The organism is Paraburkholderia sp. BR10141 (assembly GCF_056155635.1).
The window spans coordinates 1-8,423 of sequence record NZ_JBMIQH010000078.1; the positions used below are offsets into that span (position 1 = coordinate 1).

Here is an 8,423-nt window from a genome sequence, read left to right on the forward strand (position 1 = left end):
TGACGATCGCGCCCAGGTCGGGCGCCGCCACCTTCGCGAGCGAACCGCCGAATTTACCTACTGCCGTACGTGCGGCCGAAACGATCACAATGTCAGTCATGTTGAGCTCCTGCTCTGCAAATGCGCTGAAAAATCGATGTCTGGAAAGCTGAGCCGGCAAACGCCGCGCCTTCGTCGTTCATTCACGACGAAGACGCGTGTTCGACGCGCAGTGGCGTATTGCCGGCGGGCAGGAACGCGAATCAGGCCTTGGCCGGGCTGGCCTTGGCGGCAACCGGCTGGACCGCGACCGGCGCGACTTCCTGGGCGGAAGCCACGACGTTCTGGAAACCGCTCTGGGCCGTTTCGATGGCCTGGCGGGTCACGCCGCGCAGCGTTTCGGCGGCGTTGTTGACGGCGGCGAAGGTCGAGTTCATGGCCGCGACGAACGGCTCCACGCCCACGGGCGCGTTTTGCGTCAGGCCTTCGGAGAAGTCCTTGAAACGCTGCTCGTTTTCGCCCGATTGCGCCTGGGCGGCTTGAATCAACTCGTTTTGGGTCGTCGTCGCGATGTCGACGAGATGGCGGCCGTACGACAGGGCCTTGGCGGCGGCTTGCTGCGACGCACCAATTTGCTGCGTCAGGAACTCGGCGGGATTGCCGCTTTCGAGGGCGCCCTTGAGCGTCGCTTCGCTTTCTGCAATGGCAGCCTTGCTGGCCTGGACGTTGAGGTCGATCACGGCCTGCACGCCCTCGACAACGGGCTTCGTGAGCGCAAAGAACGCTGCGACGCCAGCCTGGTAGTTCGCGCGGAATTGTTCGGGTGCGGAAACGGACATCAGCTCATACTCCTTGGTTAGTCTTACTAATTAAAGCGCCAACCCCCGATGGCCTGACTTGCGGCTGTATTCCTATGGTTTGAAAACTAATGTTGCATCGCCGCAGTCGATCTCGAGTGTCCATTCTAAGACAGAAATTTAACAATTTTGTGGCGATTCATATTAGGTAGAAACCCTTAATGTAAGTCTTTCGGGTTCGGAAATTGCAGTTGTCAAGCAACCCTCTCGAGACCGGTAAATTCGCCGCTGAGCGCGGAAATTGCATGGTGAATAAATGGTCCGCGACGGATTTTCCCCGCGGCGCCGTTTAAGTCCTTATAGGGGCTGTTGACCCCTCTGCATCAAGGGAGAGAAATCATGACCCGCAAACCACTGCGTTCGTCACTTGCCGCCGCTCTGCTCGCCTCCACCGCAACGGCCGCGCTCGCACAGCCCGTGGTCGTCGAGCCGAATGAGGCGCCACGGCAGCCCATGGTCGTCGAGCCCAATGAGCCGCCGCAGCAGCCCGTGATGGTCGCGCCGACGTCGCCGCCGCCTCCGCCGCGGGAAGAAGCGGCTCCCCCGCCGCGCCAGGGTTACGTGTGGCAGGCCGGCCACTGGCGCTGGGACCGGGGCGTGTACGTCTGGGAACCGGGCCACTGGGAAGAAGCCCGCTCGGGGTACAACTGGGTGCCGGGGCACTGGGTCGAGGACGGCCCGAACTGGCGATGGATTCCGGGCCACTGGGCATAATGCCGCTCGAGCGGCATCAGGCCTGAGTGCCCGACTTCAAACTGAGAAACGACTATGACGGCGCGGCAGCGGGTTCGCCTGCGGTTCTATCGTTGCAGACCGACAAGGCCGGGAAGGCCTTGAACGAACGCGATCCGGACGCGGAACTCGTCGCGCGTGTCGGCGCGCGTGATCCGCTTGCCGTGCGCGCGCTCGTCGCGAGCAAGCTGCCGCGCCTCATCGCACTCGCCACACGCATGCTCGGCGACCACAGCGAAGCCGAAGACGTCGCTCAGGAAGCGTTCGTGCGGATCTGGAAACAGGCGCCCACCTGGCGCACGGGCGAAGCGAAATTCGATACATGGCTGCATCGCGTGGCGCTCAACCTCTGCTACGACCGCTTGCGCGGACGGCGCGAAGAGACCGTAGAAGACGTGCACGCCGTGAGCGAGCCGGCACCCGATCCCGCGGGCTCGCCCGACCAGCAGATCGAAGCGCGCACGCGCGACGAGCGCGTGCGCACCGCACTCGCGGCGTTGCCCGTGCGCCAGCGCGAAGCGCTCGTACTCACTTACTATCAGGAGCTTTCGAACCTCGAAGCAGCCAGCCTGATGGAGATTTCGGTGGACGCGCTCGAAAGCCTGCTGGCGCGCGCCCGGCGCGCCCTGCGCGCACAACTGGCCGGCGAAGCCGCCGGTAAGGACTCCGTATGACACCTGAACGATTCCACATGCTCGTCACGGCTTATGGCGCCGACCCGCAACGCTGGCCGCAGCACGAGCGCGAAGACGCGCTCGAATGGGCCCGCGCGCATCGCACCGAAGCCAACGCGGCGCTCGACGAAGCCATGGCGCTCGACACCTGGCTCTCCCGCGACATGGTGGCGCCGCCGGGGCGCGCGCTCTTCGAGCAGATCGTTGCGGGCGCACCGGTGAAGCCCGTTGCCGCCGCGAAGCGCCGCAGCTTCTGGTGGTCCGGCGCGGCGTTCGCGGGCGTGGGCCTCGCGGGCGCGCTTGCAGGCGCGCTGACGATATCGTTCGTCGTGCTCGGCGGCACGGCGCCCGCCGCCCCCCACGAGACGTATCTCGGCACGAGCTTCGGGGGGACCAGTTCGGACTGGAGCGAATCGAACCTCAACCCTGGCGCCGAAGGGAGTGACGAATGAACGGCTGCTCATGGAAAACGCTGCTCGTCGGCTCGGTCGTCCTGAACGTTTTTCTGCTCGGCGCAATTGCGGGCGGTGCGTGGCGCTGGTTCGCCGTACGCAGTGAGCCGCAGGCGCAGGCGACGCAGCGCGTGGCGTTGCGCTTCGCCGCCGAAGCGCTTTCGCCGGAACGCCAGCAGCAGTTCGCCCAGGCGCTCAAATCCTCGCGCCGTGAAGGCAGCCAGTACGCGCGCGACGGACGCGACGGTCGGCGCGAGGTGCTCGACCTGCTCGCCGCGCCGCAACTCGACCGCAACGCCATCGACGCCGCGCTCACGCGCACGCGCACCGCCGACAGCGCGTTGCGCGCGCAAATCGAACGCGGCGTGGTCGATTTCGCGGCGACGCTCACGCCCGAAGAACGCGTGAAGTTCGTCGAAGGGCTCGAAAAGCGCGGCCAGTGGCGGCTACCGGCGCAGCAGCAAAAGCAGCCGCAGAAGGCGGTAAGCGAAGCGAGCGGCGCCCAGTAAAGTATTTGGCGGACCAGCGACGGATACCGCGTGCGATGAGCGTTTAACGGGAATACGCAACGCTCCATCGAGCACAAGGACCGCGCATGGAAAGCCTTTCGAATGCCCGCGCCGGCGCGATCGCCATGAACCGCTTCGGCCTCGGCGCGCGCGCCGACGAGACGCCGCCCGCCAACCCTCGAGGCTGGCTGCTCGGCCAGTTCCAGGCATACGAACCGCTGCCCGCGGCATGGCGCAACGAGCCCGGCGCGCTGGCGCTCGCTGCGCGCTTCGGGGAAGAACGCCAGCAAGATATGGCGGGCAATGCGGCAGCAAGCGCGGCTTCGGAGACGAACGCACAAGGGAACGCGCAACAAGCCGCACGCCGCGCAGTCAATCAGGCGATCCGCCGCGAGAGCGTGGGCATCTACCGCAGCGCGGTCAACGCGCGCCTCACGAGCGCCTTGCAGAGCGACACGCCGTTCGTCGAACGGCTCGTGCACTTCTGGTCGAACCACTTCGCCGTATCGGTGGACAAGGCATTGATTGCAGGCATTGCGGGCGCATTCGAAATGGAAGCGATCCGGCCGCACGTGCTCGGCAATTTCGCGGACATGCTGGTCGCCGTCGAGCAGCACCCTGCCATGCAGCTCTTTCTCGATCAGACGCGCTCCGTTGGGCCCGACAGCCGCGCCGCGCTGCGCGCCGATCAGCGCGACTCCGCGCACAAGCGCGGCCTCAACGAGAACCTGGCACGCGAGATCATGGAGCTGCACACGCTCGGCGTGCGCACCGGCTACACGCAGGACGACGTGACCGAATTCGCACGTGCGCTGACGGGCTGGAGCGTGGCGGGTTTACGCGGGCCGCAGCCCGGCAATGCCGCGCCCGGCAGCTTCGTGTTTCGCCCCGCGCTGCACGAGCCGGGCATGCGCACCGTGATGGGCAAGCGCTACGATCAACCGGGCGAGCAGCAGGCGCTTGCCATCCTCAACGACCTCGCGCACGCGAGCGCCACGAGCCGCCATATTGCGTTCCAGCTCGCCCGCCACTTCGTCGCCGACAATCCGCCGCCCGCACTTACCGAGCGTCTCGCACTCGCCTTCGAGCAAAGCGGCGGCGATCTGCCCACCGTGTATCGCGCGCTCGTTGAAGCGCCGCAGGCGTGGGCACCCGTCGACGCGAAGTTCAAGACACCGTGGGAGTGGACCGTTTCGTCGATGCGCGGTCTCGGCTGGCGCGAACCCGGCGACGCCGGCGAGATCAACGCCGCGCCGCTGCTCACGCAACTCGACCAGCCGGTGTGGCGGCCAGGCTCGCCCGCCGGCTACGACGACATCGCGGCAAGCTGGGCCGCGCCCGATGCGCTCGTGCGCCGCGTGGAAGTCGCGCAGCGCTTCTCGGCGCGCGTGGGCGACCGGCTCGACCCGCGCACGCTCGGCAACACGCTCATGGGCGCCACGCTCAGCGCGCCCACCGCCACCGCGGTCGCGCATGCCGAAAGCGCGTCGACTGCGATCGCCTTGCTGCTCGTCTCGCCCGATTTCCTGAGGAGATAACCGCCATGGTTTCCCGCCGCCATTTCCTGCGCATCGCCGCCGCCGGCGCGGGCGCGATGTTCGTCGCGCCGCAGATCGTGTTCGCCAGCGTCGAGACCGAGCGCCGCTTCGTGTTCGTGATCCAGCGCGGCGCGGCCGACGGGCTGAACATTGTCGTGCCCTACGCGGAGCCGGCCTACGCCACGCTGCGCGGCCCGCTCGCCATCGACATCGACAAGGCAGCGAAACTCGACGGCACGTTCGCGCTGCATCCGTCGCTCGGCCAGATGGCGCAGATGTATGGCGAGAAGCAGGCGCTCTTCGTGCATGCGATCGCTTCGCCGTATCGCGACCGCTCCCACTTCGACGGACAGAACGTGCTGGAAACCGGCGGCCGCGCGCCCTACCAGGTCAAGGACGGCTGGCTCAACCGGCTCGCCGCCATGCTGCCTGCCTCGCGCGAAAATGCGATTGCGTTCGCGCCTACCGTGCCGCTCGCGCTGCGCGGCACGGTGCAGGTGAGTTCGTACGCGCCCTCGGCGCTGCCCAGCGCATCCGACGATCTGCTCACGCGCGTTTCCGCGCTTTACGACGGCGATCCGCAGTTGCGCGCGCTCTGGACTTCGGCGATGAACGCACGCGGGCTCGCGGGCGACGTAAGCGCCCGCCAGGACCCCGCGAGCGTCGGCAAGCTTGCGACGAGCTTCCTCGCGCGCCCCGATGGCCCGCGCATCGCCATGATCGAAACCGGCGGATGGGACACGCACAGCGCGCAGAACGCGCGGCTCGCGAATCAGCTAAAAGCGCTCGACACGATGCTCGCCTCGCTGCGCGACGGACTCGGCCCCGCGTGGGACAAGACCACGGTGCTCGTCGCGACCGAGTTCGGCCGCACGGCCGCGGCGAACGGCACGGGCGGCACCGACCACGGTCAGGCTTCGGTGGCGATGCTGGTGGGCGGCGCCGTGGCGGGCGGACGCGTACAGGCCGACTGGCCGGGGCTGCGCAGCGCGGAGCTCTACGAGTCGCGCGACCTCAAGCCCACCGCCTCACTCGATGCATTGATCGCGGGCGCGGCCGCGGAGAGCCTCGGGCTCGATCCACAGCGCACGGCGTCGATGTTATTCGGAGATTCGGGCACAAAAAATGCGGCTACGGGTTTGATAAGGGCATGAACGGTTGGAACAGCGAAACACGACGGCGCACCGCTTTACGTGGACCTGGATGCCGCTACGCGCGAGACTAGCCAGCCGTTCGGATAACCAACCAATTTCAGTCAGTGGAGGACACCCGCCATGAAGATAAGACTACTGCACCCCGTGACCCTGGTCGCCTGCGCCGCCCTGCTTTGCGCATGTATCGTGGAGCCGGCCCACCCACCGGAGCCGGCGCCGCGCGTCGAGACGCCGCCGCCCGCACCCGCCGAGGGCTATGCCTGGTCCAAGGGACACTACCGCTGGGAAGGCAACCAGTGGGTGTGGATTCCGGGGCATTGGGTGCAGGGCTACTAACAAGGAGATTTAACAGGGACTACTGAGTATTCGTATTGCGGCGGTCAAATTACATCCAACGGATAAATCGGCCGCCGCAGCTCGTTTCGTTCGAGCTTGCCGCAAGCAGGATCTGTCAACGACGCGCCCGCATTCGATCACTTCGCGCGCGCTGATCGCAGCGGACGCCAGGGAGGAGGGAGCCATCGGGCAGATCAAGCAGGCGATCCTGCAGCCCGACGCCGACTACTACATTTGCCGCCCCATTCCCTTCATGCGCATGCAGCACGATGCGCTCAAGAATCTCGGCGTTCACGAAGCCCGGATTCACTACGAAGATTCGCCAATGGAATGGCCAACGCTTCGCCATCCTTATCGTATAGAGCCCGCGCGCCCTCACCTGCGCAGCGCCTCGCCGGAACATTCGATCATCCCGCGAATCAAGCGGCTGCGTGCGGAAGCGCGCGACCACAGAATGCCGAAGCGGCGCGGCTCGGTTGCCTCGGCCAACGGCAGACGCGCGAGCCGCAAGCCCTTCGTAAGCGGCGTGCCGATATCGGGCACAAGCGAGACGCCAAGACCGCGATCCACCATCAGCGCTATCGCCATCAGCGAGTTCAGTTCGAACAGTTCACGCGGCGCGATCTTCGCACGGCGCAAATACTGGTCGGCCTGCTTGCCGCCGCCCAGCGCGCGATCGTAGCGAATGAACGGCTCGCGGCGCAGCAGGTCGTGCGGATCGGCGCGCGCGAACTTCGCCGGCGCGAGCACGACGATGGGCTCCTCGCGCAGCAGATGCCAGTCGTACGTCTTCGGCAGCGCGAAGGCGGGATGCAGGCAAATCGCCACGTCCACCTCGCCGCGCTGCAAGGCTTCGAAGAGTTCCATCGAGGTGCCCGCGCGTATCAGCAGCTTGACCTGCGGGAAAGCCGCGGCGAAGCGCGCCAGCACGTCGGGCAGCACGCTCAGCAGCGCCGACGTGATGGTCCCCACGCGCAGCTCGCCGCCCATTTCCTGCTCCTGCGCCAGCGCTTTCAACTCGTCGAAACCCCGCACGAGCGAGCGGGCGCGCTCCACCACGCGCTGGCCCGCCTCCGTGGGAATGACCGTGCGGCCCGCGCGCATGACGAGCGCCACGCCCAGTTCGCGCTCCAGCGCCTGGATTTGCTGCGCGATCGCGGCGGGCGTCACGCCCACGCGCCGCGCGGCCTCCGCCATCGACCCGCTCTCCACCACCAGCAGCAGGTTACTCAGGAAACCGGTGTCCATAAACGTAGCTTCTCTATGGTTTAAAGATAGATTCGCATAGTTTATCTAAATCGTTGCCGATCGTAGACTGCCCTTCAGTGGTGATCTATACGGAACGCATGGAGATGAGAAGCAAGTTGTTCGTGCCGGCATCGCGCCCGGAGCTGTTCGAAAAGGCGCTCGGCAGCGCCGCGGACGCGTTGTCGTTCGACCTGGAAGACTCGGTTGCCCCTGCGCGTAAACCCGAAGCGCGTGAGGCGCTGCGCACGCTACTCGTGTCGCCCGCCGTACGCGAGCGCGGCAAGGTGCTGATCGTGCGCGTGAACGCGCTCGACACGCCGTGGTTCGCCGACGATATCGTCGCCGTGGTTCAACCGGGCCTCGATTACGTGAATCTGCCGAAACCCGAATCCGCCGACGACGTGCGCGCCGCCGCTGCCGCGATCGAGCGCGCGGAGCGCGCCAATGGCGTGAGCCGCCCCGTGAAGCTGTTGCTCAACGTCGAATCGCCGCGCGCGCTGCGTGAAGCGGCGACGCTCGCCTCCGCGCATGCACGCGTGGCGGGCCTTCAACTGGGTCTTGGCGACCTGTTCGAGCCGCTCGGCATCGCGCGGCGCGACCCGGCGGCCATTCAGCAAGCCATGTTCAGTCTGCGACTCGCCGCGGGCGAAGCAGGCGTGTTCGCCTACGATTCGGCTTTCGCGAATATCAAGGATGCCGAAGGGTTTCGCGCCGAAGCCGAACTGGCCCGCTCGCTAGGCTTTCTCGGCAAGAGCTGCATCCACCCGAGCCAGATCGCGCTCGCCAACGACGTATTCCGCCCTTCCGACGAAGAAATCGCCCACGCGCTGCGCGTGGTGGAAGCGGCGCGCAACGCCGAACGCGACGGCGTGGGCGCTTATGTCGTGGACGGCAAGATGATCGACGCGCCTTTCGTCGAGCGCGCCCGTGCCCTCGTGCAGAGC

At 66.6% G+C, this 8,423-nt stretch carries 10 protein-coding genes and 1 pseudogene; 9 read left to right on the top strand and 2 right to left on the bottom strand.

Going from position 1 to position 8,423, the window contains the following annotated elements; all coding sequences use genetic code 11:
* Window positions 1–242: 242 nt before the first annotated feature.
* Window positions 243–818 carry a TIGR01841 family phasin gene (phaP, locus tag ACOJB8_RS40275; protein WP_342948735.1) on the bottom strand — a complete coding sequence of 192 codons (576 nt, stop codon included), beginning with the start codon at window positions 816–818 and terminating at the stop codon, window positions 243–245.
* Window positions 819–1,289: 471 nt separating this feature from the next.
* Here phaP and ACOJB8_RS40280 point away from each other — a divergent pair, with 471 nt between their 5' ends.
* The 8 genes and pseudogenes from ACOJB8_RS40280 to ACOJB8_RS40315 form a co-directional block, all read left to right on the top strand.
* Complete coding sequence (locus ACOJB8_RS40280; RefSeq protein WP_342948875.1) at window positions 1,290–1,550, top strand: hypothetical protein; 261 nt, start codon at window positions 1,290–1,292, stop codon at window positions 1,548–1,550.
* Window positions 1,551–1,642: 92 nt separating this feature from the next.
* On the top strand, window positions 1,643–2,242 hold the full coding sequence (locus ACOJB8_RS40285; RefSeq protein ID WP_342948874.1) for an RNA polymerase sigma factor: 600 nt from the start codon (window positions 1,643–1,645) through the stop codon (window positions 2,240–2,242).
* Window positions 2,239–2,694, top strand: coding sequence for a hypothetical protein (locus ACOJB8_RS40290; RefSeq protein ID WP_342948734.1), 456 nt, complete (start codon window positions 2,239–2,241; stop codon window positions 2,692–2,694). The genes ACOJB8_RS40285 and ACOJB8_RS40290 overlap by 4 nt, the downstream gene beginning before the upstream one ends.
* Entirely contained in the window at window positions 2,691–3,203 is a 513-nt protein-coding gene (locus ACOJB8_RS40295; protein WP_069263466.1) for a periplasmic heavy metal sensor, read from the top strand. Before ACOJB8_RS40290 ends, ACOJB8_RS40295 begins: the two co-directional genes overlap by 4 nt.
* 86 nt (window positions 3,204–3,289) lie before the next feature.
* Window positions 3,290–4,741 carry a DUF1800 domain-containing protein gene (locus tag ACOJB8_RS40300; RefSeq protein WP_475017799.1) on the top strand — a complete coding sequence of 484 codons (1,452 nt, stop codon included), beginning with the start codon at window positions 3,290–3,292 and terminating at the stop codon, window positions 4,739–4,741.
* Between the two features lie 5 nt (window positions 4,742–4,746).
* On the top strand, window positions 4,747–5,895 hold the full coding sequence (locus tag ACOJB8_RS40305) for a DUF1501 domain-containing protein (protein ID WP_475017801.1): 1,149 nt from the start codon (window positions 4,747–4,749) through the stop codon (window positions 5,893–5,895).
* A gap of 120 nt (window positions 5,896–6,015) precedes the next feature.
* Window positions 6,016–6,231 carry a YXWGXW repeat-containing protein gene (locus ACOJB8_RS40310; RefSeq protein WP_342948732.1) on the top strand — a complete coding sequence of 72 codons (216 nt, stop codon included), beginning with the start codon at window positions 6,016–6,018 and terminating at the stop codon, window positions 6,229–6,231.
* Between the two features lie 193 nt (window positions 6,232–6,424).
* Window positions 6,425–6,547 (top strand): annotated as a pseudogene (locus tag ACOJB8_RS40315) (nitric oxide dioxygenase); the annotation flags it as partial.
* Between the two features lie 59 nt (window positions 6,548–6,606).
* Here ACOJB8_RS40315 and ACOJB8_RS40320 read toward each other — a convergent pair.
* Complete coding sequence (locus ACOJB8_RS40320; protein ID WP_069263452.1) at window positions 6,607–7,479, bottom strand: LysR family transcriptional regulator; 873 nt, start codon at window positions 7,477–7,479, stop codon at window positions 6,607–6,609.
* 104 nt (window positions 7,480–7,583) lie between these two features.
* Between ACOJB8_RS40320 and ACOJB8_RS40325 the strand changes: the two genes are divergently transcribed.
* The coding region (locus tag ACOJB8_RS40325; protein WP_475017804.1) for an HpcH/HpaI aldolase/citrate lyase family protein at window positions 7,584–8,423 on the top strand (840 nt) is incomplete at its 3' end.

Excerpts from the sequence above, each read along its gene's own strand:
- phaP (WP_342948735.1), bottom strand. The coding sequence starts at position 818 with ATGTCCGTTTCCGCACCCGAACAATTCCGCGCGAACTACCAGGCTGGC.
- ACOJB8_RS40280 (WP_342948875.1), top strand. The coding sequence starts at position 1,290 with ATGGTCGTCGAGCCCAATGAGCCGCCGCAGCAGCCCGTGATGGTCGCG.
- ACOJB8_RS40290 (WP_342948734.1), top strand. The coding sequence starts at position 2,239 with ATGACACCTGAACGATTCCACATGCTCGTCACGGCTTATGGCGCCGAC.
- ACOJB8_RS40295 (WP_069263466.1), top strand. The coding sequence starts at position 2,691 with ATGAACGGCTGCTCATGGAAAACGCTGCTCGTCGGCTCGGTCGTCCTG.
- ACOJB8_RS40300 (WP_475017799.1), top strand. The coding sequence starts at position 3,290 with ATGGAAAGCCTTTCGAATGCCCGCGCCGGCGCGATCGCCATGAACCGC.
- ACOJB8_RS40305 (WP_475017801.1), top strand. The coding sequence starts at position 4,747 with ATGGTTTCCCGCCGCCATTTCCTGCGCATCGCCGCCGCCGGCGCGGGC.
- ACOJB8_RS40310 (WP_342948732.1), top strand. The coding sequence starts at position 6,016 with ATGAAGATAAGACTACTGCACCCCGTGACCCTGGTCGCCTGCGCCGCC.
- ACOJB8_RS40320 (WP_069263452.1), bottom strand. The coding sequence starts at position 7,479 with ATGGACACCGGTTTCCTGAGTAACCTGCTGCTGGTGGTGGAGAGCGGG.